This is a genomic window from Pseudomonas sp. ES4 (assembly GCF_050586665.1).
Lineage (GTDB): Bacteria > Pseudomonadota > Gammaproteobacteria > Pseudomonadales > Pseudomonadaceae > Aquipseudomonas > Aquipseudomonas frederiksbergensis.
On sequence record NZ_JBOBDO010000001.1, the window covers coordinates 208,651 to 232,907 of the forward strand.

Genomic DNA, 24,257 nt, shown 5'->3' on the forward strand with positions numbered 1-24,257 from the left:
CTCACTTTACTTAGCCGCTTTTTTGCCGATTTTCGGCGAATACGGCACACTATCGGCCGCCCGAGCATTTGCTCGGTTTTTTCCACTCATGCAGAAGCCGTATGACCCGTTCCCCGTTCCGCCGTCTTGTGTTTGGCACCCTGCGCCGACTGCTCTACCTCTGGGTTCGCTCGGAGACGATCAATCAGTCGTCGTTCACCCTCAACCTCGACCGCAGCCGCCCGGTGTTCTACGTCCTGCAAAATCCTTCACTGACCGACCTCGCCGTGGTCGACACCGAATGCAGCAAGGCCGGCCTGCCGCGCCCGGTGTTGCCGGTTTCAGTAGGTACGCTGGAAGAACCCGCCGCGTTCTTTTACCTGACGCCGGAGCCAGACTGGATCGGCCGCCAGGACAAACGCGGCGCGCCGCCGACCCTCACCCGCCTGGTCAGCGCCCTCAGCCAGAACGCCGCCGAAGATGCGCAGATCATTCCGGTCAGCGTGTTCTGGGGCCAGTCGCCGGACAGCGAATCGAGCCCGTGGAAGCTGCTCTTCGCCGATAGCTGGGCGGTCACCGGGCGTTTGCGTCGGTTGCTGAGCATCATTGTGCTGGGGCGCAAGACCCGCGTTCAGTTCTCCGCGCCGATCCATTTGCGCGAGCTGATCGATCACAACAAAGGCCACGAGCGCACCGTGCGCATGGCCCAGCGAATTCTGCGGGTGCACTTCCGCAACCTGAAAGCCGCGGTGATCGGCCCGGACATTTCCCACCGCCGCAACCTGGTCAAAGGCCTGCTCAATCAGCCCTTGGTCAAGCAAGCGATCCTCGACGAAGCCGAGCGTGAAAACATCTCCCCGGAGAAAGCCAAGGCCCAGGCCCTGCGCTATGGCAACGAGATCGCCTCCGACTACACCTACACCGCGATCCGCTTTCTGGAAGTGGTGCTGAGCTGGTTCTGGAACAAGATCTACGACGGGATCAAGGTCAACCACATCGAAGGCGTGCAGAAGGTCGCCCAGGGTCACGAAGTGATCTATGTGCCGTGCCATCGCAGCCACATCGACTACCTGCTGCTGTCCTATCTGCTGTTCCGCAACGGCCTGACCCCGCCGCACATTGCCGCCGGGATCAACCTCAACATGCCAGTGATCGGCAGCCTGCTGCGCCGTGGCGGTGCGTTCTTCATGCGCCGCACCTTCAAGGGCAATCCGCTCTACACCTCGGTGTTCAACGAGTACTTGCACACCCTGTTTACCAAAGGCTTCCCGGTGGAGTACTTCGTCGAGGGCGGCCGTTCGCGCACCGGGCGCATGCTGCAACCAAAAACCGGGATGCTGGCGATCACCCTGCGCAGCTTCCTGCGTTCGTCACGGATGCCGATCGTTTTCATCCCGGTCTACATCGGCTACGAGCGTGTGCTGGAAGGCCGGACCTACCTTGGCGAACTGCGCGGGGCGACGAAGAAGAAAGAATCGATTTTCGACATCTTTAAAGTCATCGGCGCGCTCAAGCAGCGCTTCGGCCAAGTGGCGGTGAACTTTGGCGAGCCGATCAAACTGGCGGAATTCCTCGACAGCGAGCAGCCGGACTGGCGTCAGCAGGAACTCGGTCCGCAATTCAAACCGGCCTGGCTCAACGAAACCACCAACCGCCTCGGCGAGAAAGTCGCGCAACACCTGAACGAGGCGGCAGCGATCAACCCGGTCAACCTGGTGGCCCTGGCGCTGCTGTCCACCAGCCGTCTCGCGCTGGATGATCGCGCCATGGCGCGCGTCCTCGATCTGTACCTGGCACTGCTGCGCAAGGTCCCGTATTCGCCGCACACCACGTTGCCCGAAGGTAACGGTCGCGCGTTGATCGAGCATGTGAAGGACATGGATTTGCTGTCCGAGCAGAGCGATGCCCTGGGCAAGATTTTGTATCTGGACGAACAAAACGCCGTCCTGATGACCTACTACCGCAACAATGTTTTGCACATCTTCGCCTTGCCGGCGCTGCTGGCGAGCTTCTTCCAGAGTGCCTCGCGCATGAGCCGCGAACAGATCCTGCGCTACACCCGCGCGCTGTATCCGTACCTGCAATCGGAGCTGTTCATTCGCTGGTCGCTGGACGAACTGGATGCGGTGATCGATCAATGGCTCGAAGCCTTCGTCGAGCAAGGTCTGCTTCGCTTCGAGAACGACGTCTACCTGCGGCCGGCGCCGAGCTCGCGGCATTTCGTGCTGCTGACCCTGCTGTCGAAAAGCATCGCCCAGACCCTGCAACGCTTCTACATGACGGTCTCGCTGCTGCTCAACAGCGGTCAGAACAGCATCAGCGCCGAAGAGCTGGAAGACTTGTGCACGGTCATGGCCCAGCGCCTGTCGATCCTCCATGGCCTCAACGCCCCGGAGTTTTTCGACAAGAGCCTGTTCCGCCACTTCATCCAGACTCTGCTCGACCTCGACGTGCTCAAGCGCGACGAAGCCGGCAAGCTGAGCTATCACGAACTGCTCGGCGAACTGGCCGAAGGTGCGGCCAAGCGAGTGCTGCCCGCGGAGATTCGCTTGTCGATTCGTCAAGTTGCGTTGCATCGCAGTGAAGATGCGGCGGATCAAGTTTAGTTGAGATTAGCTGTAACTTTCTGACAATGATTATAAGAACAAGGATGTTTTTATAATCACCCAGTTATGAATTAATAAAGACCCTCTACAACTAATCCCGATACGGATATCGCGATGAACCCATTAGAAAACACCACCCCACATGTAACCCTCACCTTTAGTTTGCCTGAAGACTATCTGCCGCCCAGCGGGGGCGAAGGCGAAACTTATATAAGCGTTCATACCGCAAACTCTTCCACCCCCATCAAAGTGGCGCAATCCCGTGAACCTGTACTGCGCAGTGGGCGCTGGAACTTTTACTTCGCACACAACTATTCCGATGTCAGCGTTAAATACCTTGTCACCGTCAGCATGACCCACAACGGCGTTCCACTGCTGATTGACCTGGACTACTTCGTGATCGTCCACCGTGCGCCGCACCGACAAACCCTTCACCTTAGCCCCATCGGCCGCCTCTATCTCCAGGCACAGGAACCTCGGGCAGTACAACCTGAACACGCAGTGACTGTTGTCGCCCACGAACACGACGATACGGCTGCACAACTGACGCAAATACATATCAGCGAAAAAATGGCGGAGGCGTTTTATCTGGAATACGATCCGGACACTGTCGTACCCGGCAAGCGCTATACGCTGGCAGCCACTGAAAATGAGTACCACAATTCAATTACGGTCTATCCAGGATCCGTTGTATTGAAACCTTTTGGTAGAACCTGAAAAAAGCGCTTATCGAAAGATTCATGGGGAGAAATCACCGGAAAATTCCGTTAAATTGCTGTTGGCGCTCGTCTACTTCGGGCGCCAACGACAGGGATTCAACTCATGAAAAAACGCTCGCTTCTAGGGCTTACGGCTCTACTCGCTGCCTGCCAATCAATACAACCTGCTGCGAAAACCAGCCTCAATGGCGAAGTGTTCTACCTGCAACGCATCGCCCTGCCGCCGAGTGCGACCTTAAGCGTCAGCTTGCAGGACGTTTCCCTGGCCGACGCGCCCGCCGTGGTCCTCGACGAACACAAAGGCCCGGTCAAAGGCCAGGTGCCGCTGCCGTTTCATCTGAGTTACGATCCAACGCAGGTCAAACCGGGCCATCGTTATTCGGTCAGCGCACGGATCGAAGTGAATGGCGAACTGATGTTCATCACCACCGAACATCACGCCGTTCAGCTGGATGGCAGCGATCCGCAGCCACTGAAAATCCGCGTCGACGCCGCCCGCTAACTTTCTATTTTGAACAAGGAAGCTGCCATGTTCCGTCCTACCCTTCGCTTCGCCGGCCTGTGCGCAGGCTTGATGATCTCCGCCAGCGCCCTGGCACTGTCGCTCAACGACCTGTCCCAACAAGACGCCACCGGCGGCCTCAAGGATGCCCTGACCCAAGGTGCGCAACTGGCCGTGAAACAACTCGGCACGCCGGGCGGCTTCAGCAACAACCCGGACGTGAAAATCGAATTGCCGGGCAAACTGGGCAAAGTCGCCAGCAAGATGAAACAGTTCGGCATGGGCGCCCAGGTCGATCAGCTGGAAACCAGCATGAACAAAGCGGCTGAAACCGCGGTGACGCAAGCCCAGCCGATCCTGGTGGACGCGGTGAAGAAGATGAGCGTGGAGGACGCCAAGGGCATTCTCAGCGGCGGCAAGGACTCGGCCACGCAGTACCTGAGCAAATCCAGTCGCGAACAGATCCGCGTCAAGTTTCTGCCCATCGTCAAGCAAGCCACCGATCAGGTGGGCCTGGCCAAGCAGTACAACTCGTTCGCCGGGCAAGCCGCGACGCTGGGTGTGGTGGATGCGAAGAACGCCAACATCGAAAGCTACGTGACCGAGCAGGCGTTGAACGGTTTGTTCGAAATGATTGGTAAACAGGAAGAAACCATTCGCCAGAATCCTGCGGCGGCAGCGACCAGTTTGGCGAAGAAGGTGTTTGGCACCCTCTAGTACTCTCTCCCGCTGATCATTCACACGCTCTGCGTGGGAATGATCAGAACGGGGTTGTGTTTTGAACCCGCAGAAAGAACACCCACTCGCGTCCCATCTTCCTTTTCTCAAACACCTCCAGTTCGACCAGGCCATTCAATGTGGCCGACGCGGTGTTGTAGGAACAGCCCAGGTTCTCCTTCACATTGACCGCCGTAAACTCCTTGGCCATTCCACTCTTGGCCACCTGGAATACGGCTCGTTGCTTCTCGGTCAATCGGTCTAACAAACCGGATTCCAACAACCAACGATCAAAGCTTTCGGCATACGCCAGACTTTTCCGATAAGCATCGGTAAAACCGCTGACAGCCCGCAGGATGACCGAACACTGGAAGTCGATGAAATAAGTCAGATCGAGGTCATCAGCCTCAGTATTCAGATACGACCGTCCGTATTTCACCGGCGCACTGCGCAGCAAAATGCTGATCGCAATGTAGCGAAAGGCAGAGAAGTCATTCTTGAACATGAACCAATAAAACAGCGCCCGCGCCACCCGGCCGTTGCCATCACGAAAAGGATGCTCATAACCCAGAGCAAAATGCAGTGCGATGCCTTTGATCAGTGGATGAAGGTAATCCTCTTGATCGGGATCGTTGTGGGGCTGATTGATCCACGTCGACAGCACCCGCAATCGTGACGCCAGCCCTGCGGCGGGCGGCGGTGTATGCACGGTGTTTCCCTCACCGTCCTGCACCACCACATCATCGTTGCCCCTGAACTCCCCCGGTGAATATTGCGTGTCATCAATGCCCTCGACACCCACCCGGTGCATGGCTGAAATCAGTTCGGCACTCAGTGCGTCATAACGCTTTTCCCAGGCGAAATTCATCATCTTGTAGTTGCCGATCACCATTCGCTCATCCGGTGTGCGCGGCGGGCGATTGCGCTTGAGCATGTCCTTGGCCACCCGCGTGGTGGTCGCTGCGCCTTCCAGCTGACTGCTGCTAATGGCTTCGTCTTCAATCAAATCGTTGAGCAGATAGCTGAAGTGCGCATGCTCACCAATCTGACTGGTCATGTACTCCAGCGCGGCCGTCGTGGCTTTTCGATCGACAGCGGAAATAGCTTTCTGCGCGAGCGGAGTGAGCACGAAGTTGCCCCATTGAAGCGGCTCGCCCAAAGGCAAAAGACTTGAGTACTGCGCAGTCCGTGCTTTCTTCACCAACGCCCAGCACAGATTCGAATCCAGCCCCGGCGCCCAGCGGTAGCGCAATTCATCGAACGGCAGATAACGCCCCTGGTCGTCCATCGGCTTGAGCAAGCCGAGGTAATCCGAGAGGCGTTCCTTGTGGGGCGACTTCCCCAACAGGTCGAATACCGGGTCGGTCCTTCCCCTAAAAATGGGCGGCTTTTTCATTATTGTTGTCTCAAACACTCGTAAAGCTGAGTTTTGAGTACAGCATTCCGATCCCTTTGACTCAATATCGGAAGATTCTGAAACAACTGTAGGAGCAAAGCTTGCTCGCGATGGCTGCACCTCGGTCGGCCATTTGAACCGAGGCGCCTGCATCGCGAGCAAGCTTTGCTCCTACAGAGGTTTAGGCTGGGTCCTTTTTGATTCGGAACCACGCCGCATACAGCGCTGGCAGAAACAGCAACGTCAGCGCCGTCGCGACAATCAACCCGCCCATGATCGCCACCGCCATCGGACCGAAGAACACACTGCGCGACAGCGGAATCATTGCCAGCACCGCCGCGAGCGCAGTCAACACAATCGGCCGGAAACGCCGCACCGTGGCTTCAATAATCGCCTGCCAGGGCTTGAGCCCGGAAGCGATATCCTGCTCGATCTGGTCAACCAGAATCACCGAGTTACGCATGATCATCCCGGACAGCGCGATGGTGCCGAGCATGGCAACGAAACCGAACGGCTGACGGAACACCATCAGGAACATGGTCACACCGATCAACCCCAACGGCGCCGTCAGAAACACCATCACCGTGCGTGAGAAACTGCGCAGTTGCAGCATCAGTAACGTCAGCACCACCACGATGAAAAGCGGCACACCGGCCTTCACCGAATTCTGCCCGCGAGCCGAGTCTTCCACCGTACCGCCGACATCCAGCAAATACCCGTCCGGCAGTTCGGCGCGAATCGGATCGAGGGTCGGCATGATCTGCTTCACCAGCGTCGCCGGTTGTTCCTTGCCGTAGATGTCAGCGCGGACCGTCACGTTCGGCAAGCGGTTGCGGTGCCAGATGATGCCTTCTTCGAAGCCGTATTCCAGGGTCGCGACTTGCGACAGTGCAACACTGCGACCATTGTCGGTCGGCACCGCCAGGCTTGGCAGCAGCGACAGTTCGGAGCGTTCGTGCAACGTGCCGCGCAACAGAATCTCGATCAACTCGTTGTCTTCACGGTACTGGCTGACGCTGGAACCGGTCAGCGAGCTTTGCAGGAACCTCGACAGGTTCGCAGTGCTCACGCCCAGCGCCCGGGCCCGGTCCTGATCGACGTTCAGATAAACGACTTTGCTTGGCTCTTCCCAATCCAGATGGACGTTGACCACGTGCGGGTTCTCGCGAACCTTGGCCGCGACTTTACGGGCCAGCGCGCGAACTTCCTCGATGTGCTCACCGGTGACCCGGAACTGCACCGGATAGCCGACCGGAGGCCCGTTCTCCAGACGTGTCACCCGCGCGCGCAGGGCCGGGAATTGTTCCTTGAGGGCTTCGATCAGCCAGGTGCGCAGGACTTCGCGCTCTTCGATGGTTTTGGCCAGGACAACAAACTGCGCAAAGCTCGCGGCAGGAAGTTGTTGATCCAGGGGCAGGTAAAAACGTGGCGAACCGGTGCCGACGTACGCGACATAGTTGTCGATACCGGCGTGATCCTTGAGCAGGGCTTCGAGTCGTTTGACCTCATCGCGGGTGTTGCTCAACGAAGCGCCTTCCGCCAGCTTCAGATCGACCATCAATTCCAGACGACCCGACGCCGGGAAGAACTGTTGCGGCACGAAGCGAAACAGGATGACAGAACCGATAAACAACACCGCCGTCAGGACAATGACCGTCTTGCGCCGCCGTACGCACCACTCCACCAGGCGCCTGACGCGCTGATAGAACGGGGTGCCATAAGGGTCGGGCTGGCCATTGCCGGTGCCATGTTTGGCGGCATGAATCTTCGCCAGATCCGGCAGGAGTTTTTCCCCCAGATAAGGCACAAACACAACCGCGGCCACCCACGAGGCCAGCAACGCGATGGTCACCACCTGGAAGATCGAGCGGGTGTATTCACCCGTGCCCGATTGCGCAGTGGCAATCGGCAGGAAGCCGGCAGCAGTGATCAGCGTACCGGTGAGCATCGGGAATGCGGTGCTGGTCCAGGCGTAGCTGGCTGCCTTGATGCGGTCGAAGCCCTGCTCCATTTTGATCGCCATCATTTCCACGGCGATGATCGCGTCGTCCACCAACAAACCCAGCGCCAGTACCAACGCCCCCAGGGAAATTTTGTGCAGGCCGATTCCCAGGTAATACATGCAGGCGAACGTCATCGCCAATACCAAAGGAATCGCCAGCGCAACCACCATGCCGGTGCGCACGCCGAGGGAGAAGAAACTCACCAGCAGGACGATTGCCAGCGCTTCCACCAGCACCTGAACAAATTCGCCGACACTGCTTTTCACGGCGGCGGGCTGGTCGGAGACCTTGCGCAGCTGCATACCGGCAGGAAGGTTTTTCTGGATTCGGTCGAACTCGATTTCCAGTGCCTTGCCCAGCACCAGAATGTCGCCACCGTCCTTCATGGCAACGGCCAGGCCAATGGCGTTTTCCGCCATGAAGCGCATGCTCGGCGCTGGGGGATCGTTGAAACCCCGCCGCACATCCGCCACATCGGCGATGCGGAACGTACGATCACCGACGCGGATCGGGAAGCTCTTGATCTCTTCGACCGTCTGAAAATTCCCCGAGACGCGTAGTTGCAATCGCTCGCTGGAGGTCTCGAAGAACCCGGCGGTGGACACCGCATTCTGCTCTTCAAGGGCCTGCTGCACCGCCGACAAAGGCAGGCCGAGGGTGGCGAGCTTGACGTTGGAGAGCTCGATCCAGACTTTCTCGTCCTGCAACCCGAGCAGATCGACCTTGCCCACATCCTTGACCCGTTGCAGCTGAATCTGCACACGGTCGGCGTAGTCCTTGAGCACCGCGTAATCAAAACCATCGCCGGTCAGGGCGTAGATATTGCCAAACGTCGTGCCGAACTCATCATTGAAGAATGGCCCCTGGATGCCCGGTGGCAGGGTGTGACGAATGTCGTTGATCTTCTTGCGAACCTGGTACCAGAGGTCCGGGATTTCCACCGAATGCATGGAATCACGGGCAACGAACGTCACTTGGGATTCGCCCGGACGGGAGAACGAAACGATGCGTTCGTACTCGCCGGTTTCCATCAGTTTCTTTTCAATACGCTCGGTGACCTGGCGCGACACTTCCTGCGCCGTGGCCCCTGGCCAGATGGTCCGAATCACCATGGCCTTGAAGGTGAACGGCGGGTCTTCACTTTGGCCGAGCTTGGTGTAGGACAGTGCGCCGACAATGGCCAGCAAGAGCATCAGGAACAGTACGATCTGGCGATTGCGCAGCGCCCATTCGGAAAGATTGAAACCCATCGGGGATTACTCCTTGTCCGCCAGATTGACCACGCGGTTGGAGCGATCCACCGGACGCACCTGCTGCCCTTCCAGCAGCACATGGACGCCAGCGGCCACCACCCAGTCGCTGGCGCTCAGTCCTTCGAGTACCGGAACGGTTTTCTCGCCGAAGGCACCGACCCGTACCGGGGTTTTCTTCAGGGTGTTGTTGGAATTGACGACCCAGACGTAGGTCGCGCCGTTTTCCGCAGTCAGCGCGGAAAGCGGCACCGACAGCGGCACCACATCGGAGGTTTGAACGAACACCCGGGCACTCTGGCCGAGTTCGGCAGGCACCTTGCCGGCGGTGAAGGCGATGCGGGCGGCAAAGGTGCGCGATTTTGGGTCGGCAGCGGGCGACAGCTCACGGATGCGCCCGGCAAAACGTTGGTCGGGTTGGGTCCAGAGTTCCACCGATACTGGCTGACCGACCTTGAAGCGGCCAAAGCTTTGCTCCGGCAAGCTGATCAACACTTCGCGCTCGCCATCGGTGGCGAGGGTAAATACGGTTTGCCCCGCCGCCACGACTTGCCCGACTTCAACCGAGCGTTTCGCCACCACACCATCCTGCGGCGCACGCAGCACCGCGTAACTGGCCTGGTTGGTCGAGACGTTGAATTCGGCTTTGATTTGCTTGAGGCGTGCTTCACCGGATCGGTAAAGGTTTTCGGCATTGTCGTACTGCGAACGGCTGACCATCTGACGTTCCATCAGGGTCTTGTAGCGGTCACGTTCGGCGCGCACCAGGCTCAGGTTGGCCTCGGCAGCGGCGACCTGGGCGCGAGTGGCTTCCAGTTGCAGGCGCACGTCCTGAGGATCGAGCTCCGCCAGAGGCTGGTCGGCCTTGACCCGCTGCCCCTCTTCGACCAGTCGTCGACTGACCTTACCGCCAATGCGAAACGCCAGCTCCGGCTCATACCTTGCCCGGACTTCACCCGGAAAACTCTCCATCGCCTGGGATGACGGCTCTGGCTGCACGACCATGGCCGGACGAACGGTGACTTGAGGCGCCTCTTCGTGACCACACGCAGACAATAAAAACGCCAGGCTGACTGGCAACGCGAGGGGCAAGGCATAGCGGAACATGGTGAAGGACCTTTCGCTAATGGTGCTTGGAATAATTATACTGGGCGGTATGTTATTAATAGCAAACTCACCAGTCCAGTATTAAAAGCGAAGAATGTCGAACAATCTCCCAGCACCCAACGGTCCGGGCCGTCCCAAGGATCTGGCCAAGCGCCAGGCAATCCTCGATGCGGCGAAAATTCTGTTTCTGAGCAAGGGTTATGCGAATACCAGCATGGACGCCGTCGCGGCCGAGGCCGGTGTGTCGAAGCTGACGGTCTACAGCCATTTCAACGACAAGGAGACGCTGTTCTCCGCCGCCGTGATGGCCAAGTGCGAAGAGCAATTGCCGACGCTGTTTTTCGAATTGCCGGACGGCGTTGCCGTAGAAACGGTGCTGTTGAACATCGCGCGCGGCTTTCATCAGCTGATCAACAGCGACGAATCGGTCAACCTGCATCGGCTGATGATGACGCTGGGCAGCCAGGACCCGAAACTATCGCTGATCTTCTTCGAGGCCGGACCTGAGCGCATGCTGCAAGGCATGGAGCGGTTGCTGAGCAAGGTTGATCACAGCGGCGCGCTGAGCATCGACAAACCGCGCAATGCGGCCGAGCATTTCTTCTGCCTGCTCAAGGGGGCAGGGAATTTCAGGCTGCTTTATGGTTGTGGCGAACCGTTGATCGGGGATGCGGCCGAGAGCCATGTGCAGGAAGTGGTGGAATTGTTTATGCGGGCGTATCGGCCTGAGCAATGATCGTTCCCACGCTCTGCGTGGGAATGCAGCCCGGGACGCTCTGCGTCCCATCCAAAGCCGAACGCGGAGCGTCCGTTGAGGCATTCCCACGCAGAGCGTGGGAACGATCAGTGTTGAGTCAGGGCTTGAGCGCTTTCTTCGGATAAATGTCATACCGGCTGGATTTACCGTCCAGCGCATGACTCGGCTTCGGCCCTTCGATGCAGGGCGCCTTGCGCGGGCGCTTGACCACCACCCGATGGCTGGCCAACGCCAACGCCGCTTCGAGCAGTGCAGGCGCATCCGGGTCATCGCCTACCAGCGGCCGGAACAGGCGCATTTCCTTCTTCACCAAGGCCGTTTTCTCACGATGGGGAAACATCGGGTCGAGGTAAATCACCTGTGGCGGCTCGCCTTCCCAATTGCGCATCACCTCGATCGAATTGCCCTTGAGCAAGCGCATCCGCGCCACGATCGGCGCCACCTCAAAGTCTTCCGCGCCGCGCGCCAGGCCATCTTCAAGCAACGCGCCAATCAGCGGCTGACGCTCGATCAGGCTCATCTCGCAGCCCAGGCTCGCCAGCACGAACGCATCTTTGCCCAGCCCCGCCGTGGCATCCAGCACGCGCGGACGCACGCCTTGGGCAACCCCGACAGCCTTGGCGATCATCTGACCGCTGCCGCCACCGTACAACCGACGATGGGCCGCACCGCCCTCGACAAAGTCCACCCGCACCGGTCCCGGCGCGTCCGGGCCCAGTTGCTGCAGCTGCAACCCCTGGTCGCCGACCTGCAAGGCGAACTCACCGTCATCCACCTGCATCGGCAAACCCAGGCGCTCGGCCCATTGTTCGGCCTGTGGCTGAAAAGTCGCGGCCAGGGCCTCGACATGGATGCGGCAGGCCGCAGGTTGCTCAATCATGAGAAAACACGCTCAAAAAATTAATGATCGGCAAAAACGGCCGATAACAAAACTATCGAGCATTTTGCCAGAGCTGAGCGTCGACCGAGAGAAATGTCAGACATTCAACGCACATCGATAGGCTACATCTCGCCCCACGGCGATTTTGGCCTGCGAAACTCCCAAGCACTGAGCGGCGTCAGTCACCTGTGGCAGGATTTCTTTGCCCAGGCCCTGGCCGATCAGTCGGGCGATGTCGTACCGGCTTCTCTCAACTTTCCACCGGTCGATCTCGACAGCCCGGTCGAACCCACCGTTGGCAGCGAACTGCTGGCGCACATCATTTCCCAACGCGAATGCGATGTGAAAGAAACCGAGGTCCGCCCGCCCGAGCCACTGTTCCTGCCGATTGCCGAGTTCGAAATGGAGCTGGCCGACAAACCTTTCCCACCGTTCCCGCCGCAAGAAATCGTCGCTCAGCAGAAACAACAGGACTTCGAAAGCAGTTGGGTCCGCCCGATCGTGCTCACCGCAGGTCAGCCTGTGCCGCAAGCAGGTCCGGCGCCACAACCGCGTGCGCTGCACCTGCCAATCGCCGAATTCGAACTCGATCTGCTGGACAAGCCCTTCCCGCCGTTCTCGCCCGAAGAGCTGATGGAACAACAGAAACAATTCGACTTCGATAACGGCTGGGCTCGTCCGATCGTCCTGCAAAACCTGCGCATCGCCGCCTGACTTTCAATAACAAGCCCTCAGCGACACACCCACCACGGCCCGACATCCACATGAAAGTGATTGCGGTGGGCGGCGTTGTAATCCGGACTCAAGACCACACTGAACATGTCGCAGGCGCCATCGCGGACCTGACGTAAAAACCGCGCGTCCTGATTATCCTTCGACCAATCCTTGAGCACGTTGATGGTGCGGCCATCGGCCAAGCGAAAACCGGCGATATCCAGCGCATCGGCACTGGCATGCTGGCTGCGCCTGCCGTTCTCGCGGCTGTAGACGTTGCGACAGGCAAAGCTGCCGAGATGGTCGACTCGCGTGACCGCTTGGCCGTAGACCGCTTGTGCGGCGGGTTGCAGGGCGTGGTGTTCGAACAGGGCGAACGACACCGCCAGGCGGCAACTGGCGAGGAAACTGCTGCTCAGCGCCACCTCGCCGCCTTGCACACGCAAGGTGTTGAGCAACGGGCACGTCGCGTCGGGGCTGTCGGCCTGATGGGTTACGCGCAATCCAGAGCTGCTCAAGGCTTGATCGCACAACTGCTGATCATTGCGTAGGCGCATCAGTTTGTAGCGGGTCAGAAAATTGGGCGCGGCCTTCACGTCCAGCGGCGCCCAGGGATTCCACTGCGCCGGCACTGAGACCCAGCCACGCCAGACGCTCACGGCCGCCATGCCGATGATCAACAGCATCAACAGCAGCCACCACCGAAACCGCATCGTCAGCCTTTGAACAATTTATTGGCCTGGGCGTACGGCATGGAACGCGACGTGAAGCCGAAGGTGCCCGACGTCTTGATCTCTTCGGCCGCGCGGAAAAACTCGCCGTAGGCGGCCAAGGCCAGTGCCGAACCGACGCTGATGCGTTTGACGCCCATTTCGCTCAACTGCTCGACCGTCAATTTCAGTCCGCCAGACATCAACACATTGACCGGTTTCGGCGCCACCGCGCGAACCACCGCCAACACCTCTTCAGCACTGCGCAGCCCCGGCGCATAAAGCACGTCGGCACCCGCCTCGGAAAATGCCTGCAAGCGGCGAATGGTATCGGCGAGATCAGGATTGCCGTGCAAAAAGTTTTCCGCTCGGGCTGTGAGCATGAACGGGAACGGCAAGCTACGAGCGGCGGCCACGGCAGCCTCAATGCGCGCGACGGCGTGCTCAAAACAGTAGATCGGCGCTTCTTCACGGCCGGTGGCATCTTCGATAGAGCCGCCGACCGCCCCGGCCTCTGCCGCACGCAAAATGCTCTGTGCGCATTCGGCGGGATCGTCAGCGAAGCCGTTTTCCAGGTCGACGGCGACGGGCAGATCAGTTGCCGCCACAATCGCCCGAACGTTTGCCAGGGTGTCGTCCAGCGTCAGCCCGCCATCGGGGCGGGCGTTGGAAAAAGCGTATCCGGCGCTGGTAGTCGCCAGCGCTTCGAAACCAAGGCTGGCGAGCATCTTCGCCGAGCCGGCATCCCACGGGTTGGGAATGACAAAAGCCCCCGCGCGTTCGTGCAGTGCTTTGAACGCTTGGGCTCGAAGGGTTTGCGCATCCATTGGCAGGCTCCTGAAAAAGACAAGGAATCCGCTTCAGAGCAGGCCAAGTTGCTCGGCAGCGGGCTCTCTGTATAGCTCAGGCAGCGGCGGCAGGCCAGGTAAACGCAGCATCAGTTTTGCGTGAAAACGTTGCGCCAGTTTGGCGGCCAGCAAATTGTCGGCGGTGTGCAGGAAGATATAGGGCGTACGCCCCTCTTCGATCCACACGGCGATTTTCTCGACCCACGGCATCAGGAACGGATCGTTGGCCTCGAGCTGCGGATGGCCGATGAAACGCACCTGCGGACATTGCGTGAAGGCGGCCGGACGGGGTGGCACCCGGGGCTTTTTCGATTGGGCATGTAGTACCGAGGGATCGGTCGATGTGCAGCTGAACAACGCGCGGGGATCGAGGCAGATACGCTCGACACCGCGATCCAATAGCAGGCGATTGAGCATTCTCTCGGCATCGCCCTTGGCGAAGAACTCGTCATGTCGCACTTCAACCGCCAAAGGCCGGTCCACCGCATCAATAAAACCGGCAAGTTCCGACAGTCGCTGCGGCGTGAAGCTTTTCGACAGTTGCAGCCACAGCGGTGAAACCCGTTCGCCGAGGGGGCTGAGCAATTGCAGGAAGGTTTCGGCAGCGGCCAATTGTTCGCGCAGGTCACCGCTGTGGCTGATGTCACCGGGGAACTTGGCAGTGAAGCGAAAGTGTTCGGGCATGGTCTCGGCCCAACGCTGCACGGTGGTCGCAGCCGGGCTCGCGTAGAAGGTCGTGTTGCCTTCCACGGCGTTGAAAACCTGGGAATAGAGATTCAGAAATTCGGTGGGTTTTGCGTCTTGCGGATACAGGTAATCGCGCCAGGCGTTTTCACTCCAGGACGGACAGCCCAGGTAGTAAGGCAACTGCATCAGATGTACAGGTCGAGGCCCAGCACATCCGAATCCCAATCGACAAAACCGGCGGTGCTCAGGTAGCTGGCCAGGGCCTTGGCGACACTGCTGCTCATGGCACGGTGATAAAGCATGTCTTGTTGACGGGCGGGGAGATTACTCAAGCGTTGCGCAGAAGCCTTGGCGGCGCGGGCGGCCATTTGCTCTTCGGATGGAATTTCCAGCTCGCCGTCGATATCGACGTAGTCGTCATCCGCCACGGGGCCTTTGCGAGGCTTGCGCTTGATGGGGTAGGACTGAGAGGGAACGCCGTCTATACGCATGAGTACATGTCCGGTATCAATGATGGCAGTTTAGTGGCGCATAGCCCGCTTCGCAAACCGCCGAGTGATAACTAGAACACAGAAAATGGAAAAGGTTTAAAAGCTGGGGGATATAAAACGACGATTGGCTGCGTTGGTACACATTGTGGCGAGGGAGCTTGCTCCCGCTCGGCTGCGAAGCAGTCGTAAAATCAGACGGCGGGGGTGTACTTGCCTACGATTGGGGCCGCTTCGCAGCCCAGCGGGAGCAAGCTCCCTCGCCACAAAAGCAATGCGGATTATCGTGCTTTGGGCGTCGCGACTTTATCGCGCAAGTACACCGGCTGAGCCTCATCAGCCACGATCGCCTCACCCCGCGCCCAGGCAAAACGTGCCAGGGTCAGCAGGTCCTCAGCGTGAGGCAACATGCCCGCATCCTGCCCGGTCAGGCTGACCGCGATTCGCTCGGCATAACCCCAGCCAGTGCCGGCGCCAAACCACTCACCGCTGGCGTCAGCCGGCAACGCGGCCACTTCCGGCGACAGCACTGCCTCATTGCCGACCAGGCGCATCTCCCCCGCCGTTTCGCGATAGCAACCCCAATACACTTCGTCCATGCGCGCATCGATGGCGGCCGCGACCTGGCTCACGCCATGTTCGCGATAGGCCCGCTGCGCCAACACGGCCAGGTTCGACACCGGCAATACCGGGCGATCCAGCGCAAACGCCAGCCCCTGCACCACGCCGATGGCGATCCGCACGCCGGTGAACGCCCCCGGACCACGGCCGAAAGCGATGGCATCGACCGCTTGCAGGGTGGTCCCGGCATCCGCCAGCAACTGCTGGATCATCGGCAGCAGCTTCTGCGCATGCAGGCGTGGGATCACCTCGTAATGGCTCGTGACTTTGCCGTCATGCAGCAAGGCAACGGAGCAAGCTTCAGTCGCGGTGTCCAGGGCCAGCAAGGTGCTCATCGATGTTTCCGTAAGAGAGGTCAGAAAAAGTGCGCCAGTATAAACAACTACGGCCCGCAAGCGGGCCGTAGAAGATGAAGCGTTTTTTTAGCTCAGTGCTTCAAGCACTTTGCCGGTGATCGCTTCAACCGAGCCAACACCTTCGACGTGGCTGTACTTCGGTTTGCCTTGAGCGACGGACAGCTCCTGGTAAAACTTCACCAGAGGCTCGGTCTGGGCATGGTAGACCGACAGGCGATGACGCACGGTTTCTTCAGTGTCGTCTTTGCGCTGCACCAGTTCGTCGCCGGTGATGTCGTCTTTACCGGCAATTTTTGGCGGGTTGTAGACGATGTGGTACACGCGGCCGCTGGCCTCGTGAACACGACGGCCAGCGATACGCTGAACGATGTCTTCGTCTTTAACGTCGATTTCCAACACGTGATCCAGCTCGACGCCGGCTTTCACCAGGGCTTCAGCCTGAGGAATGGTGCGCGGGAAACCGTCGAACAGGAAACCGTTGGCGCAATCGGCCTGGCTGATGCGTTCCTTGACCAGGTTGATGATCAGGTCATCGGAAACCAGACCACCGCTGTCCATGACGCTCTTGGCGATCAGGCCCAGCTCGGTGCCGGCCTTGACCGCGGCACGCAGCATGTCGCCGGTGGAGATTTGCGGAATGCCGAATTTTTCGGTGATGAACTTAGCCTGAGTACCTTTACCGGCCCCGGGAGCTCCCAGCAGAATGACGCGCATCGATGTGCTCCTCAATTTTTTATATGGATAACGTCAGATTCGCCTCGTGGGGCCAATCTCAAAAAAAGGGTCGTGACCGCCCAAACGGCCAAAGGCTGATCAAGATACACAGCAGGCCCGGACCACACAAGCCGCCGAAAGTCGGAGAAACCCGCGTCTGATGTGGCCTTTCGTCGGGGTAACCCTAGTCGCAACCCCATCACTAACTGTCGCCTGGCAGCACTTTTCAACCCCTCGCCCACCGGCAACCCGACGCTCGCGCCGAGTGCCTTGCCGACGACAAAAACCTTAGCCGGTATTACGCAAACCGGCGGCAATCCCCGCCACAGACACCAGCAGCGCCTGTTCTACAGGGCTGCCCTGCGCCACTTCCTGTTGTCGCGAACGCGCCAACAACTCAGCCTGCAATAGATGAAGCGGGTCGAGGTAAGTGTTGCGCAAGCGGATGAATTCAAGTGTGGCTGGGCTATGTGCCAGTAGCTGCGACTGACCGGTCAGCCCCAGGACCACCGAGCAGGCCTGCGACAATAGGTCGCGTAAATGCGCACCCAAAGGGAGCAGATCCGGCTCGACCAAACGCTCATCGTAAGACCGGGCGATATCGGCATCGGCCTTGGCCAACACCATTTCCAGCATATCGATGCGCGTACGGAAGAACGGCCACTGCTCGCGCATCTGCCCCAGCAGCTCGCCTTCGCCACGCTCCAGCGCCTTGCTCAGCGCTGCTTCCCAGCCGAGCCAGGCCGGTAACATCAGGCGCGTCTGGGTCCAGCCGAAGATCCACGGGATCGCCCGCAGGCTTTCAATCCCGCCGGCGCGGCGCTTGGCCGGGCGACTGCCCAGCGGCAAGCGCCCCAGTTCCTGCTCCGGAGTGGACTGGCGGAAATACTCGACGAACTGAGGGTTTTCCCGCACCACGGCGCGATAAGCGCTGACACCGTCAGCGGCCAATTCGTCCATCAGATTGCGCCAGGCAGGCTCCGGTGGTGGTGGCGGCAGCAAGGTCGCTTCCAGTACCGCTGCCAGGTACAGATTGAGGTTCTGCTCGGCGATGTCCGGCAGGCCAAATTTGAAACGAATCATTTCCCCCTGCTCGGTGGTACGGAAACGCCCCGCCACCGACCCCGGCGGCTGCGACAGAATCGCCGCGTGTGCCGGACCGCCGCCGCGTCCCACGGTGCCACCGCGACCGTGGAACAACAGCAGTTCCACTTGCTGCTCGCGGCAGATGTCGACCAAGCGCTCCTGCGCCCGGTACTGCGCCCAGGCCGCCGCCGTCGTGCCGGCGTCCTTGGCCGAGTCCGAGTAGCCAATCATCACTTCCTGCGGCCCTTGCAGGCGCGAGCGATAACCGGGCAGCAGCAACAGCTGTTCGATCACCGGGCCGGCGTTGTCGAGGTCGGCAAGGGTCTCGAACAACGGCACCACGCGCATCGGCCGCAATACGCCAGACTCTTTGAGCAGCAGTTGCACGGCCAGCACGTCGGAAGCGGCGCCGGCCATGGAAATCACATACGAACCGAGCGAAGCACTCGGTGCAGCAGCGATTTCCCGGCAGGTCGCCAACACTTCGGCGGTGTCGGCCGATGGCTTGAAGTACGCCGGCAACAACGGCCGGCGGTTATTCAGCTCGCGCATCAAGAAAGCGATGCGCTCTTCCTCGCTCCAGTCCTCGTAGCGTCCCAGGCCCAAGTAGTCGGTGATCTCGGTCATCGCCGCGGTATGTCGCGTCGAGTCCTGACGCACATCGAGCCGCACCAGGAACAACCCGAACGTCACCGCCCGGCGCAGGCAATCGAGCAACGGCCCATCAGCGATCACGCTCATGCCGCACTCATGCAGCGAGTGGTAGCACAACTCCAGCGGATCAAGCAGCTCGCGGTTGTTTTGCAACACATCGGCAGGTGCCGGCGTGGTCTTAGTCAAGGAGGCGTGAGCCCAGTTACGCGTCGCGCGCAGGCGTTCACGCAGCTGTTTAAGCACCGCACGGTAAGGTTCGGCGCTGTCCCCGGCCTTGGCCTTCAAGTCATCGCTGGCCTGCTGCATCGACAACTCAGCCGCCAGGTGATCAACATCGCGCAAGTACAAGTCCGCGGCCATCCAGCGCGCCAGCAGCAAGACTTCACGGGTCACGGCGGCGGTCACGTTGGGGTTGCCATCGCGGTCGCCGCCCATCCACGAGGCAAAGCGAATCGGCGCTGCCTCCAGTGGGAGGTGCAGGCCCGTGGCGTCATGCAGGGCTTTATCGGCCTTGCGCAAATAGTTGGGGATCGCCTGCCACAGCGAATGCTCGATCACCGCGAAGCCCCACTTGGCTTCATCCACTGGGGTTGGGCGAGTGCGGCGGATTTCTTCGGTGTGCCAGGCTTCGGCGATCAGGCGCTGCAACGTCGTTTGGATCTGCTCGCGCTCGGCAGTGGTCAGGTCGCGATGGTCCTGGGCGGCCAGTTGCGCGGCAATCGCGTCGTACTTCTGGATCAGCGTGCGGCGCGCGACTTCGGTCGGGTGCGCGGTGAGGACCAACTCGATCTCCAGCCGTCCCAGTTGCCGGGCCAGGGAGTCGGCGCCATGACCTTCAGCACTCAGGCGGGCGAGCAGTTCTGGCAGTACCCGCGCTTCGAACGGCGCAGGCTGTGACTCTTCGCGACGGTGAATCAGCTGATATTGCTCGGCGATATTGGCCAGGTTGAGAAACTGGTTGAACGCCCGCGCCACCGGCAGCAACTCTGCTTCGCTCAATTGGTTGAGGCTGGCGCTCAGTTCAGCGTCCATTGAACCGCGACGGTCGGCCTTGGCGCCTTTGCGGATCTGCTCGATCTTGTCGAGAAAACCGTCCCCGTACTGTTCACGAATGGTGTTGCCCAACAGCTCACCCAACAGGTGAACATCCTCGCGCAAGCGTGCATCAATATCGGTCATCAGCAGTTCTCCAGCGAAAATCCGGGTGACTTGAGGTCCATGCTCTTGGGTTAGAGAGTGCCGCTGTAAAGCGGTTCTTACAAGCGGACGAGAATGGGAATGCTGTTCGCCTGAGAAAGTTTGGGGTTGGGGGTGGGGATTGGGATTGCTGGGGGCATATCCGTTTCTGCGGTAACGGCTGCTGGCGGTTTCGCTTTTACAGCGAGTCACTTGGAAAAGCCCCAAGTAACCAAGGGCTCCTGCCCCGCCATTCGGTGCCTCGCCTAGGCTCGGCATGCCCTCACTCCGGCATTGCTCCGGGGGCCCGCCGCCATCGGCCATCCATGGCCGGGGGCGGCTACCGCGGCATCCTTGCCGCGGTGCCCCCTGCGCAACGCCTGCGTTCGGCCTCTGGGAAAGGGGCAGGCAGATCAAGATCAAAAGCCAGAGCCAGAGCCAGAGCCAGATCAACAGCTCCCGACACCCTCTGATCGTTCCCACGCTCTGCGTGGGAATGCATCCCGTGACGCTCCGCGTCACCCCTGCGCAAGACTCGAGCCTTGCGTCGACAGCGGAACGCGGAGCGTCCCCGGCGGCATTCCCACGCGGAGCATGGGAACGATCAATACGTGCAAGCGTTGAGGAAACAGGCCGGCCGGTAGGCCGCCTTGCTTTGCTTTTGCGGTGCACGCCCCCTCGGGAGGCCGAGTGGAGGTTCTGCGCAGTGGGCAACCCGGCATGGATGCCGGGTTAGCCGCCCCCGGCCATGGATGGCCGATGGCGGCGGGCCCACGGAGCAGGACCGGAGCGAGGGCATGGCGAGCCTTAGCGAGGCACCGAACGACAGGGGCAAGAGCCCTTGGTTACTTGGGGCTCTTCCAAGTGACTCGCTGTAAAAGCGAAACCGTAATCAGCCATCACCCCAAAAACGGATATACACCCAATTCCCCAATGAACCCCATGCCCCCCATGCCTCCCAACGCCATAAGACGACGAAGGGACTTTAAACCCTGAGCGTTAAAGCTAGTCTGAAGAATAAGCCGTACAACGGCTGCCACCGGCAATGGCCGGACACTGACACTGCCTGCCACGAGCAGGTGCGCATTGAGGTCACTATGAAAATCCGCGAGCTTGCCCAACATTGGGAAGAAAACGCCAAAGGTCGCCTGACCGACACCGGATACTCGATTCATCTGGATGTGGAGGCCGCCGCTCGGTTGGCGGCCATTATCGAGATGTACCCCAAACGGCAGCCCGAAGAACTGCTCGGCGAACTGATCGGCGCCGCCCTGGAAGAACTCGAAAAAAGCTTCCCGTACGTGAAGGGCTCAACCGTCGTGGCCACCGACGAAGAAGGTGACCCGCTGTACGAAGACATTGGCCCGACTCCGCGCTTTCTCGCATTGTCCCGTCGTCATTTGCATGATTTATCGGCCGTCGACGACAAACAAAAACACTGATTACCGCACTTCTTTCCCCCTCCAAAATGCGTATTCCTGACCCCTACAGGGCCCGGAATACGGCTACTTGCGGCAAGAACTCCCGGTTTAGAGCCTTGTCCACCCGGTCAATTTTTTTGGGCAATGAGCCATATTCTCTGAACTTTCGAAAAACCCCTCGGGTCACACCCATTAACCACGCCTGGGACGGCCGTTTCAAAACACCCCCGGAAATTGAAGGTTGCGGCTCCATACCCAGGATGGATTTTTAAGTTTCTCAGGAGTTATTCCAATGGAGTTGAAGACTATGAAAACCCGAATTGCCAAATCCTCGTTCCCCCCTCTGCGCAGCCTGAAACTGGCAGCACTGGCCATCGGCAGCAGCCTCGTTCTGGCCGGTTGTGCCGGTAACCCGCCAAGCGAGCAATTCGCCGTGACGGAATCGGCAGTCAACAGCGCCGTCAGTGCCGGCGGTACCGAGTTCGCGGCCGTGGAAATGAAGTCCGCGCAGGACAAGCTCAAACAAGCCGAAATCGCCATGCACGACAAAAAGTATGACGAAGCCAAAGTCCTGGCCGAACAGGCCGAGTGGGACGCTCGCGTGGCTGAGCGCAAAGCCCAGGCGATCAAAGCTGAACAGGCTGTGAAGGACTCTCAGAAAGGTGTTCAAGAACTGCGTCAGGAAAGCCAGCGCACCGTTCAATAAACGGCCGGCACGACGCACTTCTTACTCGATTAAAAGGACGAAACCACCATGCGTACACAATTGATGATCCCTGCCCTGCTGGCTGCAAGTGTTGCACTGGCCGCCTGCTCCACGCCGCCGAACGCGAACCTGGAACAGGCCCGCAGCAACTACACCGGCCTGCAGACCAACCCGCAAGCCAGCAAAGTGGCGGCACTGGAAACCAAAGAAGCCAGCGATTACCTGGACAAGGCCGACAAGGCTTACCAGGACAAACAAGACCAGGCCAAGGTCGATCAACTGGCTTACCTGACCAATCAACGTGTGGAAGTGGCGAAGCAGACCATCGCCCTGCGCACCGCCGAAGCCAATCTGAAAAATGCTTCCGCGCAACGTGCCCAGGCTCGTCTGGATGCCCGCGATGCGCAAATCAAGCAATTGCAGGACAGCCTGAACGCCAAGCAGACCGATCGCGGCACCTTGGTAACGTTCGGTGATGTGTTGTTTGCCACTGACAGGGCTGACCTGAAGTCCAGCGGTCTGGTGAATATCAACAAACTGGCGCAGTTCCTCTCGGAAAACCCTGATCGCAAAGTGATCGTTGAGGGCTACACCGACAGCACGGGCGCCGCCAACCACAACCAGTCGCTGTCCGAGCGTCGTGCCGGTTCCGTGCGCATGGCGCTGGTGAAAATGGGCGTTGATCCGGCGCGTATCGTGGCGCAGGGTTACGGTAAGGAATACCCGGTGGCCGAGAACAGCAGCGTCTCGGGCCGTGCGATGAATCGTCGGGTGGAAGTGACCATTTCCAACGACAACCAGCCAGTGATCCCGCGTTCGGCTGTCAGCTCGAACTAAGCTTCGCCTGCTAAAACACAAAAGCCCCGCCTGATCTGATCAGGCGGGGCTTTTGTTTTTAAGATCAAAAGGAGCGTTACGGTTGCAGCTTCTGCGGGGTTTCCTCACCCATGCAGCGCACCGCTTTTTTCTTGTTGTTGATCAACACACCGCTCAGGCCTTTCTGTTCGGTGTCGAACATCACCAGCACGCCGTCGATGCACTGCGCGACTTGCGCGGCCGGTTCCAGGGAGACTTTGTAGTCTTCGCCCGGCACCGTCTTGAGCATGGTGAAATCGCTGAGCAGCAGTGCATCTTCGGGTTTGGCGAAGTGCAGGTAACCGTAGAACCACAGGGCTCCGACGGTGCCGAGGATGCTGCAGATACCGGTGATGATCAGCGGGATGGCGTTACGTTCTTCACTCATTGCGGACTCTCTGGTGGTTCATCTTCAGAATTGTTCGGCGCCGGGTAATTCGGCACTTCGCCCAGGCGGCGCAGACCGTTGAAATGCTGCGGGTCGTCGAGATAACGCAGCATGACTTTGCGCCAGACCGGGTCGGCGAACGTCTGCACATGACCGCCACGGGTCAGTTGCAGCACTCGCGGCGGCGGCGCAGCTTGATACAGACGGATGCCGTTGGAAAGGGGCACGATCGGATCGTCGATGCTGTGGTAGATCAGTTTCGGCACGCCATTGAGCTGCGCCATGGAGTTGATCGCGCTGTCGCCGTCCGGCACCAGCCAGGACAGCGGGACCTGGAACGTCCAGAAAACCCATGAATTGCTCAACGCAAAGCGACCGACACTGCGATAACTGGCGGGCACGCCGTCAAGCACGAAGGCCTTGAGTTGCTTCTGTCGCTCGGGGTGTTGAACGAGATAGTGAACGGCCATCGAACCACCCAGGCTCTGGCCCAGAAGGATCAGCGGCTTGCCTTTGACCTCCGGCGCCTGGTCGAGCCATTTGAACGCGGCGTCGATGTCCTGATAGATCGCCGGCAAACTCGGTTCGCCTTCAGACAGCCCGTAACCGCGATAGTCCACCAGCAGCACTTGATAACCTTCCGCCGGCAACCACCAACTGCCCCCAAGGTGCATGGGCAGGTTGCCGCCGTTACCGTGCAAATGCAGCACCGTGCCTTTGACCTCGACACCTTGTTTGGCCGGCAACCACCAGCCGTGCAGCTTGAGGCCATCGGCGGTGGTCAGGGTGACGTCGCGGTATTCGAGTTTGGCTTTTTCCGGGGTAAACAGCTGGCCGGGCTCAGGGTAGAACAACAGCGAACTGCAGCCGCTCAAGGTCAGGAGAAGGCAGAAGAAACCGAGGATTCTCATCCGATG

Annotated in this window: 22 protein-coding genes; 9 read left to right on the forward strand and 13 right to left on the reverse strand. The window is 59.7% G+C overall.

The window, feature by feature from the left end; genetic code table 11:
• Positions 1 to 101: 101 nt before the first annotated feature.
• The 4 genes from plsB (at position 102) to ACQ4OB_RS00905 (ending at position 4,523) form a co-directional block, all read left to right on the forward strand.
• The gene (gene plsB / locus ACQ4OB_RS00890; RefSeq protein ID WP_074879742.1) at positions 102 to 2,585 is read left to right on the forward strand and encodes a glycerol-3-phosphate 1-O-acyltransferase PlsB; all 2,484 of its coding nucleotides are present in this window, start codon (positions 102 to 104) and stop codon (positions 2,583 to 2,585) included.
• A gap of 114 nt (positions 2,586 to 2,699) precedes the next feature.
• Entirely contained in the window at positions 2,700 to 3,302 is a 603-nt protein-coding gene (locus tag ACQ4OB_RS00895) for a hypothetical protein (RefSeq protein ID WP_430954968.1), read from the forward strand.
• Positions 3,303 to 3,407: 105 nt separating this feature from the next.
• The gene (locus ACQ4OB_RS00900) at positions 3,408 to 3,806 is read left to right on the forward strand and encodes a YbaY family lipoprotein (RefSeq protein ID WP_074879748.1); all 399 of its coding nucleotides are present in this window, start codon (positions 3,408 to 3,410) and stop codon (positions 3,804 to 3,806) included.
• Positions 3,807 to 3,833: 27 nt separating this feature from the next.
• Complete coding sequence (locus ACQ4OB_RS00905; RefSeq protein ID WP_430954969.1) at positions 3,834 to 4,523, forward strand: DUF4197 domain-containing protein; 690 nt, start codon at positions 3,834 to 3,836, stop codon at positions 4,521 to 4,523.
• Positions 4,524 to 4,566: 43 nt separating this feature from the next.
• Here the strand turns inward: ACQ4OB_RS00905 and ACQ4OB_RS00910 are convergent, their stop codons facing one another.
• The 3 genes from ACQ4OB_RS00910 to ACQ4OB_RS00920 form a co-directional block, all read right to left on the reverse strand.
• Positions 4,567 to 5,919: a Fic family protein gene (locus ACQ4OB_RS00910; RefSeq protein WP_430955026.1), complete on the reverse strand. Its 1,353-nt coding sequence runs from the start codon at positions 5,917 to 5,919 to the stop codon at positions 4,567 to 4,569.
• A 181-nt stretch (positions 5,920 to 6,100) separates the two neighbouring features.
• Complete coding sequence (locus ACQ4OB_RS00915; protein ID WP_430954970.1) at positions 6,101 to 9,172, reverse strand: efflux RND transporter permease subunit; 3,072 nt, start codon at positions 9,170 to 9,172, stop codon at positions 6,101 to 6,103.
• Between the two features lie 6 nt (positions 9,173 to 9,178).
• Positions 9,179 to 10,279 carry an efflux RND transporter periplasmic adaptor subunit gene (locus tag ACQ4OB_RS00920; protein WP_430954971.1) on the reverse strand — a complete coding sequence of 367 codons (1,101 nt, stop codon included), beginning with the start codon at positions 10,277 to 10,279 and terminating at the stop codon, positions 9,179 to 9,181.
• A 94-nt stretch (positions 10,280 to 10,373) separates the two neighbouring features.
• Between ACQ4OB_RS00920 and ACQ4OB_RS00925 the strand changes: the two genes are divergently transcribed.
• A complete protein-coding gene (locus tag ACQ4OB_RS00925; protein WP_102615592.1) occupies positions 10,374 to 11,015 on the forward strand; it encodes a TetR/AcrR family transcriptional regulator in 642 nt (213 codons plus the stop codon).
• Positions 11,016 to 11,133: 118 nt separating this feature from the next.
• Here ACQ4OB_RS00925 and ACQ4OB_RS00930 read toward each other — a convergent pair whose 3' ends face one another.
• Positions 11,134 to 11,916, reverse strand: coding sequence for a class I SAM-dependent methyltransferase (locus ACQ4OB_RS00930; protein WP_008146717.1), 783 nt, complete (start codon positions 11,914 to 11,916; stop codon positions 11,134 to 11,136).
• A 93-nt stretch (positions 11,917 to 12,009) separates the two neighbouring features.
• Here ACQ4OB_RS00930 and ACQ4OB_RS00935 point away from each other — a divergent pair, with 93 nt between their 5' ends.
• A complete protein-coding gene (locus tag ACQ4OB_RS00935; RefSeq protein WP_102615593.1) occupies positions 12,010 to 12,630 on the forward strand; it encodes an energy transducer TonB in 621 nt (206 codons plus the stop codon).
• Positions 12,631 to 12,647: 17 nt separating this feature from the next.
• Here ACQ4OB_RS00935 and ACQ4OB_RS00940 read toward each other — a convergent pair whose 3' ends face one another.
• From ACQ4OB_RS00940 to ppc, 7 genes are all read right to left on the reverse strand, one after another.
• Complete coding sequence (locus tag ACQ4OB_RS00940; RefSeq protein ID WP_074879767.1) at positions 12,648 to 13,343, reverse strand: extensin family protein; 696 nt, start codon at positions 13,341 to 13,343, stop codon at positions 12,648 to 12,650.
• 2 nt (positions 13,344 to 13,345) lie between these two features.
• Complete coding sequence (locus ACQ4OB_RS00945) at positions 13,346 to 14,167, reverse strand: isocitrate lyase/PEP mutase family protein (protein ID WP_430954972.1); 822 nt, start codon at positions 14,165 to 14,167, stop codon at positions 13,346 to 13,348.
• 33 nt (positions 14,168 to 14,200) lie between these two features.
• On the reverse strand, positions 14,201 to 15,061 hold the full coding sequence (locus ACQ4OB_RS00950) for a DUF72 domain-containing protein (RefSeq protein WP_102615595.1): 861 nt from the start codon (positions 15,059 to 15,061) through the stop codon (positions 14,201 to 14,203).
• Positions 15,061 to 15,366, reverse strand: coding sequence for a hypothetical protein (locus tag ACQ4OB_RS00955; RefSeq protein WP_008156859.1), 306 nt, complete (start codon positions 15,364 to 15,366; stop codon positions 15,061 to 15,063). The genes ACQ4OB_RS00950 and ACQ4OB_RS00955 overlap by 1 nt, the downstream gene beginning before the upstream one ends.
• A gap of 278 nt (positions 15,367 to 15,644) precedes the next feature.
• Positions 15,645 to 16,319 (reverse strand): tRNA (adenosine(37)-N6)-threonylcarbamoyltransferase complex dimerization subunit type 1 TsaB, encoded by a 675-nt coding sequence (tsaB, locus tag ACQ4OB_RS00960; protein WP_074879772.1) that lies wholly within the window; start codon positions 16,317 to 16,319, stop codon positions 15,645 to 15,647.
• An 87-nt stretch (positions 16,320 to 16,406) separates the two neighbouring features.
• Positions 16,407 to 17,054 carry an adenylate kinase gene (adk, locus tag ACQ4OB_RS00965; RefSeq protein WP_074879776.1) on the reverse strand — a complete coding sequence of 216 codons (648 nt, stop codon included), beginning with the start codon at positions 17,052 to 17,054 and terminating at the stop codon, positions 16,407 to 16,409.
• A 288-nt stretch (positions 17,055 to 17,342) separates the two neighbouring features.
• Entirely contained in the window at positions 17,343 to 19,973 is a 2,631-nt protein-coding gene (ppc, locus tag ACQ4OB_RS00970; protein WP_430954973.1) for a phosphoenolpyruvate carboxylase, read from the reverse strand.
• Between the two features lie 1,094 nt (positions 19,974 to 21,067).
• Here ppc and ACQ4OB_RS00975 point away from each other — a divergent pair.
• The 3 genes from ACQ4OB_RS00975 (at position 21,068) to ACQ4OB_RS00985 (ending at position 22,934) form a co-directional block, all read left to right on the forward strand.
• Positions 21,068 to 21,412, forward strand: coding sequence for a pilin assembly protein (locus tag ACQ4OB_RS00975; protein ID WP_076029900.1), 345 nt, complete (start codon positions 21,068 to 21,070; stop codon positions 21,410 to 21,412).
• Between the two features lie 271 nt (positions 21,413 to 21,683).
• Positions 21,684 to 22,097 (forward strand): DUF4398 domain-containing protein, encoded by a 414-nt coding sequence (locus ACQ4OB_RS00980; protein WP_074879783.1) that lies wholly within the window; start codon positions 21,684 to 21,686, stop codon positions 22,095 to 22,097.
• A 48-nt stretch (positions 22,098 to 22,145) separates the two neighbouring features.
• Positions 22,146 to 22,934: an OmpA family protein gene (locus ACQ4OB_RS00985; protein ID WP_074879786.1), complete on the forward strand. Its 789-nt coding sequence runs from the start codon at positions 22,146 to 22,148 to the stop codon at positions 22,932 to 22,934.
• A 76-nt stretch (positions 22,935 to 23,010) separates the two neighbouring features.
• On the opposite strand, the gene ACQ4OB_RS00990 is transcribed toward ACQ4OB_RS00985, so the two are convergent.
• Together ACQ4OB_RS00990 and ACQ4OB_RS00995 are read right to left on the reverse strand one after the other, a co-directional pair.
• Positions 23,011 to 23,340, reverse strand: a complete 330-nt coding sequence (locus ACQ4OB_RS00990; protein ID WP_074879789.1) for a hypothetical protein — start codon at positions 23,338 to 23,340, stop codon at positions 23,011 to 23,013.
• Positions 23,337 to 24,251 carry an alpha/beta hydrolase gene (locus ACQ4OB_RS00995; RefSeq protein WP_430954974.1) on the reverse strand — a complete coding sequence of 305 codons (915 nt, stop codon included), beginning with the start codon at positions 24,249 to 24,251 and terminating at the stop codon, positions 23,337 to 23,339. Before ACQ4OB_RS00995 ends, ACQ4OB_RS00990 begins: the two co-directional genes overlap by 4 nt.
• Positions 24,252 to 24,257: the final 6 nt, after the last annotated feature.